20 protein-coding genes are annotated in these 13,076 nt (G+C 47.6%); 18 read left to right on the forward strand and 2 right to left on the reverse strand.

The window, feature by feature from the left end:
* Nucleotides 1-3 precede the first annotated feature (3 nt).
* From KQJ23_RS15505 to KQJ23_RS15520, 4 genes are read left to right on the forward strand one after another with little or no spacing between them, the layout of a single operon-like run.
* Complete coding sequence (locus KQJ23_RS15505) at nucleotides 4-186, forward strand: hypothetical protein (protein ID WP_216479775.1); 183 nt, start codon at nucleotides 4-6, stop codon at nucleotides 184-186.
* Nucleotides 183-434, forward strand: a complete 252-nt coding sequence (locus tag KQJ23_RS15510) for a hypothetical protein (RefSeq protein ID WP_216479776.1) — start codon at nucleotides 183-185, stop codon at nucleotides 432-434. Before KQJ23_RS15505 ends, KQJ23_RS15510 begins: the two co-directional genes overlap by 4 nt.
* 10 nt (nucleotides 435-444) lie before the next feature.
* Nucleotides 445-810: a LexA family protein gene (locus KQJ23_RS15515; protein ID WP_216479777.1), complete on the forward strand. Its 366-nt coding sequence runs from the start codon at nucleotides 445-447 to the stop codon at nucleotides 808-810.
* Nucleotides 807-1,277 (forward strand): ASCH domain-containing protein, encoded by a 471-nt coding sequence (locus tag KQJ23_RS15520; protein ID WP_216479778.1) that lies wholly within the window; start codon nucleotides 807-809, stop codon nucleotides 1,275-1,277. The genes KQJ23_RS15515 and KQJ23_RS15520 overlap by 4 nt, the downstream gene beginning before the upstream one ends.
* 17 nt (nucleotides 1,278-1,294) lie before the next feature.
* Here the strand turns inward: KQJ23_RS15520 and KQJ23_RS15525 are convergent, their stop codons facing one another.
* A complete protein-coding gene (locus KQJ23_RS15525) occupies nucleotides 1,295-1,456 on the reverse strand; it encodes a glycine zipper domain-containing protein (protein WP_216479779.1) in 162 nt (53 codons plus the stop codon).
* A gap of 678 nt (nucleotides 1,457-2,134) precedes the next feature.
* Here KQJ23_RS15525 and KQJ23_RS15530 point away from each other — a divergent pair.
* From KQJ23_RS15530 to KQJ23_RS15540, 3 genes are all read left to right on the forward strand, one after another.
* Nucleotides 2,135-2,629 (forward strand): hypothetical protein, encoded by a 495-nt coding sequence (locus KQJ23_RS15530; RefSeq protein WP_249529805.1) that lies wholly within the window; start codon nucleotides 2,135-2,137, stop codon nucleotides 2,627-2,629.
* A gap of 208 nt (nucleotides 2,630-2,837) precedes the next feature.
* A complete protein-coding gene (locus KQJ23_RS15535; protein ID WP_216479781.1) occupies nucleotides 2,838-3,110 on the forward strand; it encodes a hypothetical protein in 273 nt (90 codons plus the stop codon).
* 478 nt (nucleotides 3,111-3,588) lie between these two features.
* Nucleotides 3,589-4,143: a hypothetical protein gene (locus tag KQJ23_RS15540; protein ID WP_216479782.1), complete on the forward strand. Its 555-nt coding sequence runs from the start codon at nucleotides 3,589-3,591 to the stop codon at nucleotides 4,141-4,143.
* A 120-nt stretch (nucleotides 4,144-4,263) separates the two neighbouring features.
* Here the strand turns inward: KQJ23_RS15540 and KQJ23_RS23980 are convergent, their stop codons facing one another.
* Complete coding sequence (locus KQJ23_RS23980; protein ID WP_283571193.1) at nucleotides 4,264-4,389, reverse strand: hypothetical protein; 126 nt, start codon at nucleotides 4,387-4,389, stop codon at nucleotides 4,264-4,266.
* Between the two features lie 393 nt (nucleotides 4,390-4,782).
* On the opposite strand from KQJ23_RS23980, the gene KQJ23_RS15545 reads away from it, so the two are divergent.
* The 11 genes from KQJ23_RS15545 (at nucleotide 4,783) to KQJ23_RS15595 (ending at nucleotide 13,065) form a co-directional block, all read left to right on the forward strand.
* Nucleotides 4,783-5,460: a hypothetical protein gene (locus tag KQJ23_RS15545; protein WP_216479783.1), complete on the forward strand. Its 678-nt coding sequence runs from the start codon at nucleotides 4,783-4,785 to the stop codon at nucleotides 5,458-5,460.
* A 28-nt stretch (nucleotides 5,461-5,488) separates the two neighbouring features.
* The gene (locus KQJ23_RS23985; RefSeq protein WP_283571194.1) at nucleotides 5,489-5,611 is read left to right on the forward strand and encodes a ParB N-terminal domain-containing protein; all 123 of its coding nucleotides are present in this window, start codon (nucleotides 5,489-5,491) and stop codon (nucleotides 5,609-5,611) included.
* Between the two features lie 227 nt (nucleotides 5,612-5,838).
* Complete coding sequence (gene terS, locus KQJ23_RS15555) at nucleotides 5,839-6,732, forward strand: phage terminase small subunit (protein ID WP_346779409.1); 894 nt, start codon at nucleotides 5,839-5,841, stop codon at nucleotides 6,730-6,732.
* On the forward strand, nucleotides 6,725-8,152 hold the full coding sequence (locus KQJ23_RS15560) for an AAA family ATPase (protein ID WP_216479784.1): 1,428 nt from the start codon (nucleotides 6,725-6,727) through the stop codon (nucleotides 8,150-8,152). The genes terS and KQJ23_RS15560 overlap by 8 nt, the downstream gene beginning before the upstream one ends.
* A 32-nt stretch (nucleotides 8,153-8,184) precedes the next feature.
* Nucleotides 8,185-8,598, forward strand: a complete 414-nt coding sequence (locus KQJ23_RS15565) for a hypothetical protein (protein ID WP_216479785.1) — start codon at nucleotides 8,185-8,187, stop codon at nucleotides 8,596-8,598.
* Between the two features lie 119 nt (nucleotides 8,599-8,717).
* A complete protein-coding gene (locus tag KQJ23_RS15570) occupies nucleotides 8,718-10,160 on the forward strand; it encodes a phage portal protein (RefSeq protein ID WP_249529806.1) in 1,443 nt (480 codons plus the stop codon).
* The gene (locus KQJ23_RS15575) at nucleotides 10,160-11,563 is read left to right on the forward strand and encodes a phage minor capsid protein (protein ID WP_216479787.1); all 1,404 of its coding nucleotides are present in this window, start codon (nucleotides 10,160-10,162) and stop codon (nucleotides 11,561-11,563) included. Before KQJ23_RS15570 ends, KQJ23_RS15575 begins: the two co-directional genes overlap by 1 nt.
* Nucleotides 11,550-11,723, forward strand: coding sequence for a hypothetical protein (locus tag KQJ23_RS15580; RefSeq protein WP_216479788.1), 174 nt, complete (start codon nucleotides 11,550-11,552; stop codon nucleotides 11,721-11,723). Before KQJ23_RS15575 ends, KQJ23_RS15580 begins: the two co-directional genes overlap by 14 nt.
* Nucleotides 11,724-11,773: 50 nt before the next feature.
* Nucleotides 11,774-12,001 carry a hypothetical protein gene (locus KQJ23_RS15585; RefSeq protein WP_216479789.1) on the forward strand — a complete coding sequence of 76 codons (228 nt, stop codon included), beginning with the start codon at nucleotides 11,774-11,776 and terminating at the stop codon, nucleotides 11,999-12,001.
* A gap of 13 nt (nucleotides 12,002-12,014) precedes the next feature.
* Nucleotides 12,015-12,245, forward strand: a complete 231-nt coding sequence (locus tag KQJ23_RS15590; RefSeq protein ID WP_216479908.1) for a hypothetical protein — start codon at nucleotides 12,015-12,017, stop codon at nucleotides 12,243-12,245.
* A gap of 124 nt (nucleotides 12,246-12,369) precedes the next feature.
* Entirely contained in the window at nucleotides 12,370-13,065 is a 696-nt protein-coding gene (locus KQJ23_RS15595; protein WP_216479790.1) for a scaffolding protein, read from the forward strand.
* The last annotated feature ends 11 nt before the right edge of the window (nucleotides 13,066-13,076 follow it).

Genomic DNA, 13,076 nt, shown 5'->3' on the forward strand with positions numbered 1-13,076 from the left:
CGGATGAGAGAATATGCGGTTTACAAAGGTGAAGAGTTGCTGGTGATAGGAACAGCGGAAGAATGCGCCGATGCTTTAAAGGTGAGGCCGGAATATATTCGATGGCTCACTACTCCCACGGCAAAGCGAAGACTGTCCAAGCGGAAAAATCCTGAAAAGTGTGTAGTTGGAGACGTGATATCTTGAGCATTTCAAACATCACATGGCAAGACTGCGTTGATTTGAGCCGGGAGATTCTTTATTCCCCTCCCGGCAACTGGACTCATAATATTCCGGAAGGCTTGGCTCGATTTGAACGGCGTGTGATCCTTCCCTCCGGGCATAAAAAAGTTCTCTTTCGAGGAGAAAACTATGCCGGAGAATGGCCGGAAGAAGAATGGGATCGCCTGGCCAAACCACGGGAGCCAGATCCGGTACAACTGGAATTATTTTAGGGGGAGAACGATGACTAATAAACCATTAACCCGGCGTCAGGTAGAGGCGCTGGACTTCATAAAATCTTTTGTGGTCAGAAAGGGCTATCCACCTTCCGTGAGGGAGCTAGCGGGGGGATTGAATCTACAGTCTTCATCCACAGCTTATTGCATTTTGGAGCAGCTTGCGCTTAAGGGGTATGTCAAGAAGGGGAGTAATCCTCGTGAGCTGCAGATCATGGGGGCTGAAACAATGGCGGACAAGGATGCGGAGATCGCTCGCCTGCGGGAAGCCCTGGAACGAATAGCTGGAATGGAGATCATCGGCAGCTCGGCAATCTCGATGAAGAGTATTGCATGCAGGGCTTTGGAGCCGATTGGAGGTAAGGCGCTATGAAAGCTATTACGATTCATCAGCCCTGGGCAACATTGATCGCAGTCGGTGAGAAACGGTTTGAGACGCGGGGATGGTCAACAAGGTACAGAGGGCCGATCGCCATTCATGCGGGGAGACACTTTAACAAGGAAGCCTGGATTGAACCACCTATCTATGATGCAATCAGAAAACATGGATTATTATTGCCTGAAGACTTCCCTGCAGGAGCAGTAGTAGCAATTGCTGATCTTGTTGGGTGCTATCGCATTTATGACACTATCGATAACGGTATACACATTGTCAGATGCCCGAATGACCAATATGACTTTGATAAGGCTGAATTTATCCGCAAGCCGGAAAGCGATTTTGGTTTTTTCGAAGAAGGTCGCTACGCCTGGGAGTTGGACAACGTCCGGATGCTACCGGAGCCGATACTAGCCAAGGGGCAGCAGGGGCTCTGGAATTGGGAAAGTAAGGGGCAGTTATAGCCCCTCTTAGGATAAGCTTATTCTTCTTTTGGGGATTTTGATTTTTCCGCCAAGAAGAAGACAACTCCGAAGATAATTCCAAAAGTAATGCCAAGAGGGATACTTTTGAGAGCTGCACCAAATACAACGCTAAAACACAAACCTAAAGAGACGCCAGTTACAAGAGATTTATTGTTCAATTCAACACCTCCTTACCATAATATTACGAATTTAAACAATATCAGTTTCACATAATCGAGGAAAATGAGTTACGGTCAATGTTTTAATGCACATTCCGCGGCTGGAGCGCCGCACAAGACCCAAAGAGTGAAGGAGAGGTAGATAAAAGTGTCTTACGTAAAGCCGCAATGTGACTGCGGAGAGAATTTAATTTGGTGGTCACAACCCACGTTCACATTGAAATATAACGTCGGTAGAAACGGTAGAAAATACAAGAAACCGTTTTCTAAGCACAACGAAGGTGGTGGCCCATACGAGCGATTGGAATGCCCTTCGTGCCGACAAGAATTTGAAATCGAATATGACGATAAGGGTAGAATCATTCGTGGTGACATTTTTGAGTAATGCACATTCCGAAAAAATAGTGGAATAGTGTGGTGGATGTTTGATGATCAAATGGATGAAACGGTTTTTTTGCAAACATGACTATCAGAACTTTACCAAATCAAGTAGGTTTCAAAATTTGCGTGGAGATAGGATTTATATCGTTTGTACCAAGTGTGGACGAGAGAAAGGATCATTTTTTCGCGAGCAATAGAGGCAAAGACCCCCATAACCTTGGCCGGGGCGGGGGTCAATGCAGGCAAATCATTCCTCTTGACATTATAACATGCTAAAGGGGAATGAGGAGAATGGCGATGGCATGGGGACCATGGGAACAATGTGAGCTTTTTGCAAAAGCATCTAAAGAGGAGATCCAGCAAGCAGAATTCTACCTCGGAAAATATAGAATGATGTGCGTATTCATGAAGGACTTTGAAACGGAAGAAGAGGAAATGGCACAAGTAGCGATTGATGGAGAGGTAGCACGTCGTATCGATCAGGAGGACCTGCATGCAGACAAAACCGCTAATGCGGCTATTTTGAGACAGAAGCAAAAATGGGTATACTCGCAGTACAGTGTCTTCACGAAGCTTTTGTTCAAGGCCTATAACCAGATTCTTGATCCGGAAGCAAAGGAAGCGATTCGGTTCAGATTCATCGAAGGATATTCAAGGAAGGAAACGATTTTGTTTATGCGAAGAGGTGATGCGGCCAGTACCGTGGATCGGCGCATCGATGCAGGGATAGAATCGGTGGCCAACTCATTGAAGCTGACGGGGTTCTATGATTTCATCAAAGAAAAATTTTGAGGACAAAGTGATGACAATGTGGTGTGTTTTGGGAGATTTTGAAGACCACTTGACCATTTATCCCTGTTATATTGGTAATGTAGAAAAAGGCGGGAATGACACGCACGGCTGCATGAATGCGGCATTGAACCGGGGCGTAACTCTTCTCGCCTTTTTCTGTTCCTTCTTGTCAGTTTATCATTTAAGATAGTAGGCAAGGAGGGATATTATGGGTATTGTTATATGGGTTATCAATCTTCTCGGTATTGGTATTTCGGCTTTCGGGACATACATATTGTTCAAGGGAACACCGCTTGATTCATTAGGGTTCGGTTCTTCTACCGATAATTCCGTTATTTTTCCTGACCAATATGAAAAATTATATAGGGATATGATGAACAGAAGAGTTAATTCGATGCGAGGACTCAAGTTCCTGATGGCCGGTTTTCTTCTTCAGGGAATCGCACAGCTATTCGCGCTATTCCCTTTGTTAAATAGTTGAAATAATGAGGTAACAAGAGATTTATCGTTATTAAGTCAACTTAGGCACGGATTTAATTGATTTGGAAGATTGACTCTGTTTTCATAAGTTCGTTAAAATGGTCTTGTCATTCCTCTCAAGTTACTAAGTACGTATTCTTTTAAGCAAAGAGCGCAGCGTTTTTGCGGCGGCCGGCACGGTCGCAATGCTCTGGCCAAGCTCATTGCACGTAAGAACTCAATATATAAACTCAGGTCGTTCCCTCACTGGAGCGGCCTTTTCTATTTTTCTGAGAGGTGATAGCAATGAAACAGAAAAAGCAGCAGCGATTTAAAGATCCTCCTCAGCAGCCGGCGAAGTGCAAGAACTGCATGTGGGGAGCTTGGACGGGGACGAAGCAGTTTTGTTCGAAGCAGCGGTGTGTGAAGCAGGGAAATCCTTCCTGATGTCGAACCACGGTATAAGGAGGTGCAGCACGCATGCAAAAAGGTGATGGTAAATGAATAGTTTTGAGAGAGATCCATTAATCAATTGCATTGAGAACGGTATAAAAAATGATATAAGGATTTGTCAACAGAGTGGAGCTCTTCGAGGTGCATTGGTTCTTATCCTTACAGGCATAGATTATATGGCTGGTCTGAATATGCCGAATGGTCAAGAAAAGGCAACTCGTAGAGATTACATTGAGTGGTGCGACAGGTACATTCGGTTTAACGGGGACCATTTAATAACTGGAACTGAATTTTATGCGGCTCGCTGTGGCATGGTCCATTCGTACACCAGCGAGTCAGATTTTCTTGCGAGAAATGGATGCCGACAAATTGGATACATGGATAAAAACGAAACTGATGTAGTCTATAAGCCGCAAATAAACGAGAATTTAGTTATGTTATCTATCGATGGATTTATAAGGGCATTTTTCTCCGGTATCGACAACTTTTTTATATCTGTATTTTCTGACGGAGAGAAGGCACGAATTGTTGAGGAGAGGTTAGAGAAACTTGTGCATATATTTCCATTCCAAGGTACAGAAGGCGAATTAGAAGCTGATTAAGGTGTTTAACTTAAACGCATGCTGCAGTATATAGAAGGACAAGACGGGGCCGCAGCGTTGCTGTACGGCCCTATTTGTCGCGCCCGTGTACGCAAAACCAACTCAACACAAGGGAGGCAATTACGGTGCAGCAACCGATGCTTGAATTACCCGACTACGGACCGTGGTTAGTGACGCATAAGGGTGACCGATCTTGTCGGCTTCTTGCTGATCGGCACTATTCACGCCAGACTGTAGGGAGTCCACAATTCTGCCGCCCAGGATGTAATCTTGTGTTGAGAACAGCAACCGGCGACGCAGTTTGGGTCACCTGGTCAGGTATTCGGGACGACGGACTACAGGCTTGGGAGTGTACCATTTTTCGGAATGAATCGTCTTACCTCAGCAGCGAAATGATCCGAGCCGCGGTGGCAGCAACCATTACTGAATGGGGCCAGCCGCCGCCTGATGGCATAATCACATACGTTGATCAATTGAAGGTCCGGAGTTCGAATCCGGGATTTTGTTTTTTGTCAGCGGGTTTCCGGCGGATTGGAAAGAGTAAGCGGCGAGGGTTAATTCTACTCCAGTTTCTTCCTTGACCAGTAAAATCATTTGTCTGATACTGGAATCATTAACTAAAGTTAAGGGAGGATTTAGATGTGGGACTGGTTTAAAAGAAACAAGAGGTTAGTTTTAGGCAGTATGGCGCTAGTAATAATATTTCCAATAATATTAAATTACTTCATATTCTCTTGGAGAGCACCTGGAGTAAACGGAGACTGGATGGATTTCTTAGGTGGTTATTTAGGAGCCATTATTGGAGTTGTTGTTGTGTATACGACTGTAGTAATGCAGTTGAATGCTCAAAGTAAGGAAAGCAGAGAAAATAAAATGTTTCAAATTAGGCCATATCTCCGTGCAGAAACAATAAGAGGTTATTCAAACAACGTTGAACAGATAATTTTTTCACCTGCAACTCCCTCAGATGATTATATTTCACCTGAGTTGGCTAATAATTTTGGAAGAGGACAATTTAAGCTAGCTAACATAGGTCTGGGCACTGCGATTGATATTCACTTTAATGTAGATACGTATATGTATAACTTCTCATCTAGAAATTCAGCCTTATTAGTAAAAGATGAATCTGATTTTGAACTATCTACCTTTCTGCATGATACACAGAAGTTTGAAATGAATATTTCGTATAGTGATATGTTAGGAAATATCGTTGACCAAAAGATTGAATTTTCTACTGAGAAAGTATCAGAAATAGACGGGTATAAATTGCGAGTCAAAAGAACTCACCCACCTGTAGTTAGAACAACTGCACCCTAGCCGGTGCTTTTTTTATTGGAGGTGCATCATGAACATCAAAGCAATCCCCGTCGACCAAATCAATGCAGCAGCCTACAACCCACGCGTTGACCTTCAGCCAGACGATCCGGAGTATGAAAAGCTGAAGCGCAGCATCGAATCCTTTGGTTAGGTAATCATTTCAATCCACGCACCCGGCCAGAAGAAGGCTTATCACCCCCTTCTAGCCGGCCAGACATTAAGGTCTGACCAACATGATTGTTACACCCATTCCTAAAAAACAAAATGAGATGTAGGTCAACTTCATGTGGTCCACCATCCTTATTTAATTTTTTTGTTACATTTTAATATACTCTAATGTTATCCGTTAATGACTGTTGCTGGAGGTGGTGATATGTAGTGGCTAGAGAGAGAAGCCCAGAGCGGGACAAAGCAAAGCAAATGTGGTTAGAGAGCAGCGGGGAGATGAAGCTTAAGGACATCGCCGCTGCTCTTTCTGTTCCTGATAGTAGGGTCCGGAAGTGGAAGGCATTGGACAATTGGGACGTCATTCTCAATGGGAGCGCTCCACTTGAAGAGAAAGGGAGCGCTCCACATCGTGGCGCTCCCAAAGGGAATAAAAATGCTGTCGGTAATAAAGGGGGCGCTCCCCCGGGCAACCAGAACGCCAAGGGTAATCGTGGCGGTTCTGGCGGTCCGCCAGGAAACAAGAAGGCTGTCACTACCGGCGAGTATGAAACTATCTGGATGGATGCCCTGGAAGAAGATGAACAGGAACTGGTCGACCAGATTGATACGGATCCGGTTCAGCAGGCCGATGAGGCTATCAAACTGCTGACGATCCGGGAGCGGCGCATGCTGCAGCGGATATCTAAGCTTATGAGCGGATTGACTGAAAAGCAGAAGCGTGTCCTTAGCGAACTCAAGGCACTGAAGGATGTCATGATTGTTCACGATGAGAAATCCGGCGTTACAAAGTCGATTCCTGTCACCCGTACCGAACTGGTCGAGTCTCAGATTGAAGAAACCGAGTACCGGGCCATCGACGATATCATAAAGCTGGAAGAGGCGCTGACACGTGTCCAGGACAAGAAACTGAAGGCGATCGAGTTGAAAAACAAGCTCATCGCCATCGATGAAGAGAAGCAAGTTCGGACGGCCATCTTACAAATTGAACTCCAGCAGCTTCAAGGGGGCGCGGGTGCAACGCAAAGTTGGACCGATGCGCTCAAGGAAATTGCAGAGCGGCGTAAAGTGAAACGTGCCGCTGCTGAGGTGAAATCCGATGGCTAAGCCGTATAATACAGTTTCGACTCTGGAAATTCTGCTTGATCTGTACTGGGATGATCCCATCGCTTTTGCTGAGGATATGCTTGGATTGGATCCGGACGAATGGCAAAGAGAAGTTATGATGGATGTGGCACAATATCCGCTTACCAGCGTACGTTCTGGACAAGGGGTCGGTAAAACGGGGGTTGAGGCCGCGCTGGTTATTTGGTTCCTATGCTGTCGCCCAAATCCTCGCGTCGTTTGCACAGCACCGACAAAGCAGCAGCTCAATGACGTATTGTGGGCTGAGGTTGCCAAGTGGTTGGAGAGTAGTATGGTGAAGAATCTGCTCAAATGGACAAAGACAAAGGTCTATATGATCGGTCATGAGGAGCGCTGGTTCGCTACCGCCAGGACGGCAAACAAGCCAGAGAACATGCAGGGCTTTCACGAAGACCACATGCTGTTCGTCGTGGATGAAGCCTCAGGTGTCGCTGATCCGATTATGGAGGCTATTCTCGGTACGCTATCAGGCGAAGAAAATAAATTGTTAATGTGCGGGAACCCGACTCGAACGAGTGGGGTTTTTTATGATTCCCATAACCGTGACCGCAGTCGATTCCGGACACACCGAGTCGACAGCCGAAATAGTAAGCGGACCTCCAAAGCAAACATCCAAGTGCTCATCGACAAGTATGGCGTGGATAGCGATGTGGTACGCGTCCGAGTGTATGGAGAATTCCCAAAAGCTGAGGCTGATGCATTTATCGCGTTAGAGTTGGCAGAACTGGCGGCCAGTGCAACGGTTCAACCCCGTGGTGATAGGCTGCATCTTGGTGTCGACGTTGCACGCTTTGGTGACGACGAAACCGTCATTGCCCCTCGCGTGGGCATGAAGGTATTCCCGTTGCTCACATACAACAAACAGGACACAATGGCCACGGTAGGTCGTGTGGTGGCAGCGGGCAAGGAAATGCAGGCAGATAATCCTAACCTTCGCTTTGTTGAGATAAAAGTCGATGACAGCGGCGTTGGTGGCGGTGTAACGGATCGTCTAAATGAGGTCATAGTTGAGGAAGGCCTGACCGGATGGCGAGTGATTCCCGTCAACAACGGAAGTCGGGCGACGGACGATGGCGAGGAGCACTACGAGAATCGTGGCACCGAAGCTTGGGCTATCATGAGAGATCTGCTGCAAGAAGCTTTTTCGAAGCATCTGCAGGGTGAACCGGTCAGCATTGAGCTTCCGCAGGATGATCGGTTGGTGACGCAACTGACACAGCGAAAATACCGGATGACCAGCAAAGGGAAGCTTGCGCTGGAGCGAAAGGAAGATATGAAGAAGCGCGGGCTTGACTCGCCGGACCGCGCCGACGCTGTCATTCTATCGTTCGTGACCGAACCGGAAATGGTATACAGTAATCAACGCCCTGCAGGCTGGTAATCTGGTATACTAGTGGTCATGGAGGTGTGAACGTGAAGCAAAGAATAGCCGTCGAACAACTCAAGGAATTGACCGGTCTGCAACAAGAAAAACTCAGAGAACTGTACTCTCCAAAGGAAGGCGATTGGTTCTATCGTTCTACTGATGGTGAGATTAACTTTTATGGTGGCGTAATGTATCATGATGATTCAGGTGTGGAATTGTTTGAGCCCGAAAAAATTGATTTGCCGCTTCTCAGTATCGGGCAGATGATTGAAATTATCGAAAGTCATTATGGTGGGCGTCTTGGGTCGTGGAACAAACAAGATAACGGCCAGCTATTGAGTACGTATTTTGTCGATGTTATATCCGGATCTTTATCCCACCGAAGCGAAACGCTATATACCGGCAGGGGACATCAAGAGTTCTCTGATGCGCTTTGGGCAATGATCAAAAAAATATTATAAAGTAACTTGGTCGCTCAAATGAGCGGCTTTTTTATTTGCTTTGAAAGAAGGTGATGAACCTGACAATCGTGTATACAGGACGCAGTTTCCCACCACCGCCCTTTGACCAGGAGATTAGCATGATGCAGTATTACCGGCTCCTTTACGATGGGGAGCACGCCGAGATATTTCCGCGGGCTCGGTCGGTTGCGAAGGAGCAACGGTTGGTCCGGAGGCGCGTTGGCGTGCGGTCATGGCGTCAGGTCGAGAAGGTGTTCAGCGCTGATAACCAGTATATCGTCGCTAACTTCAGCAGCCTAGTCGCCGAAGTTCCGGCGGATCTCCTGAACCGGTCACTTGGCAATATCTCCGCAGACGTGGAGGAGGGGCCAGAGCTTGAATTTATTTCTTCCGTCGTGACGGACAGTAAGCCAAAAGAGAAGATCTGGGCAGCGGTCACGCAGCATCAGGTTGATGGTTTGGTTGCTTATCGAACGCGCCGGGATGAATCAGGTGGTGTTTGGTTTGAGTGGGTGCTAGCTGATAAGTATCTGCCGCACGAAGACGGACGCGGGGCTGATATCGCCTGGGTTGAAGAGTGGGGCGAGAATGACCGAAAAGACCGATTCCTCCGGGTAGAGCGTCAGCGGATTGAACGGGATGGGGTAGCCATTCAACAGTTGGTATTCAAGATGGAGGGCGACAATGTTATTGATGAATTAGACATAGATGAATACGCCAGCAAGTACAAGCTGGATATTCCGGAAGATGAGGAATTATCCGGAGTAAATGAACTGCTTTGCGGAGCGATCACCAATGATGAAACTTTACTTCATCCACGCGGACGGTCAGCTCTTCGAAATATTGACGGTCTGCAGGAGGAAATCAACTGGACCATAACGCGGGATAGTATTGTGTTTGAAAAGCATGGGAAACCAAAACTCGCAATTCCAAAGGGGCTATGGGATACCGTTGCCAATGACAACCTTAAGAATTATGGTGGTCGTTTCGTTCGTAATGCTGATCTCGAAGTGGTCAGCTACAACGAGAACAATGGGGCCGTACCGATGTACATTACCTGGGACGCGAAGATACAACAGAGCTTCGAACACGTAACCCGGTTGATCAAGTATATGCTGGCGATCAGCAAGACCTCACCGCAGGCGGCCGGGTTGGAGGAAGGGAAGGGCGATTCCGGCGTGGCGCTTCTTTATCTATGGATTCAGTCGGTCATCAAGGCTGAGGCAATCAAGGACAAATTCGATGCCGGCATAAAGGATGCGGTCCGGAAATGCATGCTTTTGGAAAACGCACTCGGATCCGGTAGCCTCAAGGTGGCGAATCCAGTGATCGAATGGGACGACATGCTGCCAAAGGCGGACAGCGAGAAGGACACGGAGGAAATCGAGAAGTATGCTGGCGGTGTTCAGTCGCTTGAGGCTACGGTACGCCGGATACATCCGGACTGGTCGGAGAAGGCAATTGGGGAAGAAATCATAAAGATTCAGGAAGATCAAGCGTCAGCAGGGCGGTCAAATCCTCAATATACCCAACCGCCTCGGGTTGATCTGGGTGGTAGCTAATGGCGGACGCTGAGAAACTAATTGCCCTGTACACTCGGGCGGGAGAGCAGTTGCTGAAATTGATCCGATCGTTGGAGGAAGGAAGCTTCAGCCGCCGACGCAAGGAAAGGCTTTTTAAGGAAGTCGACGAGATACTGGCGAGCCTTACCGACGGGGCGGCGCAAAGCATGTCTCAATTGCTGGCTCAGTCCTATAAAGAAGGTGTTAGTGAAGCGGCTGACAGTATACGGGCACAGGGGATTCCAGAGGAACAGATCAATACCGTACTGGAGCCGCTTATTCATCAGCAGGCAGTTCAAGCCATTATGGACGATAGCTTTTTCCGGATCCTTGAAACGACGGACAACATGTCCCAAGATGCCAAGAGGCGAATTGAGGAAGTCGTTCGGACGGCGACGGAGCGGATGCTTACCGAAGGGATCAGTCGCCGACAGGCGACGAAGGAAGCCGTTGCCCGAATGACTGAGCAGGGAATCACTGGCATCGTAACCAGCAATGGTGTACGGATCCCGGCGGACAAGTACATGAACGGCGTAGTCCATTACAATCTCCGTAAAGCACACGTTACTGGTACTGAGAATACGGCCGTACAAAACGGTTATGATCTCGTATACGTGAACTACGTGGGCATCACCTGTGAGCATTGCGCCCGAAAGCAAGGCCGTGTGTACTCTCTTAGTGGAAACGATAAGCGCTGGCCTCATATGACAGATGAGTTTAAACCGCCTTACCACTCATACTGCGTACACAGCATGAGTGTCTGGATCGAGGAGTATCAGTCGCCGGAGGAGGTTGCTAGACTACTGGACATCTCTAACCGAATCGGTGAAGAAACTCGATCAGAACAGCACATTCGGCGCTACAAAGAAATGCAGGCTAAGAAGGCACAACTCAACGCTGACCGTAAGCAGTTCGACCGATATAGGAAGATTGTTCCTGAGACGCCTAAGACCTTTTCTGGGTTTCGGCGGATGAAGAATAGCGATTCAGAGCGATGGCACTTTACTCAGCTGGATTATCGTCGTCAGAAGAGGCTTATTGATCATCCGGAGTTGTCGCTTCCCAATGCTGAAAAAGCAACTGCTGCTAATGCTAAATTCACCAAGTATTTGTTCAATCCCGACAATCCAACTGGATATGCAAAAGGTACTGCGTTTACCAGCCGTTTAGGGTATAATGCGAATAACTGGGAGGAACTACAGCAGCAGATCTTGCAGAGAGCTCCCTTATATCCTGCAACCCATAAGCTCACCGATCAATACGGCGAGAAGTGGGAGCAGAAGCAGGTTATCTATGGGCGGAATGGTCGGCCAGCAAATGTCGTAGTTGGATGGCGTGTAATGGACGGAACGAAATTAACGACGGCGTACATTAAGGAGGTTCGTACTGATGGAGAAGATTGAACAATATGATACTGTTCTGCTGAAAGATGGGCGAACCGGTTGCGCGGTTGAAGTTTTCGGCGATCAGGATGTCTTTGAGATTGATGTTGGATCATCCCCAGAGGATTGGGAGACGATTACCGTCAAGAGAAACGAAATCGAAAAGGTAACTAAGGAATAAAACACTCTCGGATCTCGGGGGTGTTTTTGTTTTGCCGAAAGGAGCAGGGCATGAAAGAAGGAGACGTTGTTGAAATTGTTCATCGATGTGGAAGACACATCCTCGGGGAAGAACCAGAAATTTATGAGATTGGCGAGCGACATACGATCCAAAGTGTAGTAAGAGCGAGAATAAGGGATAGCAACGGAAGATGCTTGATATCTGATGAACCTGCTCTGATATTAAAGCAGGGTACAAACATGGCCGTGCCCATATCGGCGGTAAAATTGGTTTTGTGAGGAGGTGTTCTGCTTGAACGAGGTTCTTGAACGCCGCGCAAAGCGTGAAGGAAAAGTTACACCTAAAGCCTGTATTGAACATCTGATGCAGGCTATTGAGGCCGGTGGAGTAGAGACGGTTATTTTTGTAGCCAGATCTCCAGACGGAATTATTCACTCAGGCTGGAGCAAAACGCAGCATACGGAATTGCTTGGTTTGCTTGAGTGCGGCAAGAACCATGTTATATGTGAGATGTGTGAATGAAGTCGTTCCTTCCCGGAGCGGCTTTTTCTTTTGTCCATCCATCGTCATGACTTAAAACTGCCGATGAGACATATGGCTACCTGCGGCCTACAGCAGAGAAAGGATGATTAAAGTGAAGTTTCCAATGGAGAATAAACTCAATTTTCGTCTTCCCATAGATTTGCAATTGTTCGCAGACGGGGATGGCGGAGGCGGGACCGGTGATCCGCAAACATTTACCGAGGAACAGGTCAAAGAACGCGAGAAAGCAGCCGCTTCTGCTGCTGCGGCCAAAGCAATTAAAGATAGATTTGGCGATCTTGCGGACATGGACCTGAAGGAAGTGCGAGCTGCCATCGCGCTCAAGAAAAAAGCTGATGAGGATGCTGCAGCTGCTGCGGCCAAGTCCAAAAAGAAGGATGAGGATGCTAACGGAGCTGCTATCGCTCCGGAGGATGTAGAGAAGTTACTGGATGAGCGTCTGAAGGAGCGGGAGGAGGAGCAAGAAAAGAAATTGTTCCAGCGGGAACTGCGAGCTGATGTAAAGGTGCTTGCCTCGGAACTGGGCTTCGCTGACTTTGAGGATGCGTTGGCGTTAGCCGATTTTTCCAAGGTCAAGCGCAACGACAAGGGAGAACTCGAAGGCGTGAAGGAAGCGCTCGAGGAGTTGGCCCAAAAAAAACCGCATCTGCTGAAAGTGAAGCAGAGTGGAGGTCGGTTCGGTGCTGACATCGGTGGCAATACTTCCACAGCTAAGAAAGAACGTCTTGAGCAAATGAAGAAGTTGGCTCAGGGTGCAGGAACATCAGCGCCGGCGGCCAACGATCCATGGAAACGATAAGGAGAGTGAAT

It is taken from the genome of Paenibacillus brevis, from assembly GCF_018919145.1.
In the GTDB taxonomy this organism is placed as follows: Bacteria; Bacillota; Bacilli; order Paenibacillales; family Paenibacillaceae; genus Fontibacillus; species Fontibacillus brevis.

What these genes read in the sequence shown, in the direction of transcription:
- KQJ23_RS15505 (WP_216479775.1), top strand. Translation starts at nt 4, where the DNA reads ATGAGAGAATATGCGGTTTACAAAGGTGAAGAGTTGCTGGTGATAGGA.
- KQJ23_RS15515 (WP_216479777.1), top strand. Translation starts at nt 445, where the DNA reads ATGACTAATAAACCATTAACCCGGCGTCAGGTAGAGGCGCTGGACTTC.
- KQJ23_RS15520 (WP_216479778.1), top strand. Translation starts at nt 807, where the DNA reads ATGAAAGCTATTACGATTCATCAGCCCTGGGCAACATTGATCGCAGTC.
- KQJ23_RS15530 (WP_249529805.1), top strand. Translation starts at nt 2,135, where the DNA reads ATGGCATGGGGACCATGGGAACAATGTGAGCTTTTTGCAAAAGCATCT.
- KQJ23_RS15535 (WP_216479781.1), top strand. Translation starts at nt 2,838, where the DNA reads ATGGGTATTGTTATATGGGTTATCAATCTTCTCGGTATTGGTATTTCG.
- KQJ23_RS15540 (WP_216479782.1), top strand. Translation starts at nt 3,589, where the DNA reads ATGAATAGTTTTGAGAGAGATCCATTAATCAATTGCATTGAGAACGGT.
- KQJ23_RS15545 (WP_216479783.1), top strand. Translation starts at nt 4,783, where the DNA reads ATGTGGGACTGGTTTAAAAGAAACAAGAGGTTAGTTTTAGGCAGTATG.
- KQJ23_RS23985 (WP_283571194.1), top strand. Translation starts at nt 5,489, where the DNA reads ATGAACATCAAAGCAATCCCCGTCGACCAAATCAATGCAGCAGCCTAC.
- KQJ23_RS15560 (WP_216479784.1), top strand. Translation starts at nt 6,725, where the DNA reads ATGGCTAAGCCGTATAATACAGTTTCGACTCTGGAAATTCTGCTTGAT.
- KQJ23_RS15570 (WP_249529806.1), top strand. Translation starts at nt 8,718, where the DNA reads ATGATGCAGTATTACCGGCTCCTTTACGATGGGGAGCACGCCGAGATA.
- KQJ23_RS15575 (WP_216479787.1), top strand. Translation starts at nt 10,160, where the DNA reads ATGGCGGACGCTGAGAAACTAATTGCCCTGTACACTCGGGCGGGAGAG.
- KQJ23_RS15580 (WP_216479788.1), top strand. Translation starts at nt 11,550, where the DNA reads ATGGAGAAGATTGAACAATATGATACTGTTCTGCTGAAAGATGGGCGA.
- KQJ23_RS15585 (WP_216479789.1), top strand. Translation starts at nt 11,774, where the DNA reads ATGAAAGAAGGAGACGTTGTTGAAATTGTTCATCGATGTGGAAGACAC.
- KQJ23_RS15595 (WP_216479790.1), top strand. Translation starts at nt 12,370, where the DNA reads ATGGAGAATAAACTCAATTTTCGTCTTCCCATAGATTTGCAATTGTTC.